1 protein-coding gene is annotated in these 707 nt (G+C 39.6%); it reads right to left on the bottom strand.

Annotation, left to right across the window (positions count from 1 at the left end; genetic code table 11):
- A partial coding sequence (locus HMPREF0673_RS14625) for a BspA family leucine-rich repeat surface protein (RefSeq protein ID WP_216589856.1) occupies positions 1-531 on the bottom strand: 531 nt, incomplete at its 3' end.
- Positions 532-707: the final 176 nt, after the last annotated feature.

The raw sequence follows: 707 nt of genomic DNA, 5'->3' as shown, positions 1-707 counted from the left end.
TACTTTATCTGTATTGAATTTAGAGACATCAAGGGAAGTAAGGCTACTACAACGGCTAAACATAGCCCTCATACTTGTCACATTCTGCGTTTTAAAATTAGAAACATCCAGTGAGGTAAGGCTACTACAACCACTAAACATTGCCCTCATACTTGTCACATTCTCTGTGTTCAGATACCCTATACCTTCAATAGTGGTTAAATCTTTACATCCAAAGAACCAGCTGTAACAATTTGTGGGACGTGCATTGGCAAAAGAAGCATCAAAGACTACCTTCTTAATGTTGTTTTTGTTATAGAGGTCCTCAGTACCATCACCATCATACCAAGCAGGATTAGTCTCACCCTCATTCAGCGAGAACGCTCCTGCGGGTTTGTTAGCATCGTGCTTGAAAGTCAGCGTTCCGGCTGCATTATCTAACACGACATACGACTCTGCTGTTTGAGCGAACATATTGCTACCACATACGGGTAGACAGATCGCAATTGCAAGCAAAAAGCGAACAATTCGGGGGTAAAATTTTGTTTTCATAATTATTGGATTTTATATTAATAGTTTTGTATTGTATTTTTCTGTTGTAAATAAAGTAAAGTTATTAGTGTCCCCCGATTTTAATGGGACACTAATGAAACGAACAAGACAGCACCCTCTACTTCACGAGCACCTTTGTAGTTCTGTTGCCACGCTTCACGATGTTTATGCCCTTT

Source organism: Leyella stercorea DSM 18206, assembly GCF_000235885.1.
Classification (GTDB): domain Bacteria; phylum Bacteroidota; class Bacteroidia; order Bacteroidales; family Bacteroidaceae; genus Prevotella; species Prevotella stercorea.
This window is presented reverse-complemented; position numbering and strand designations above follow the sequence as displayed.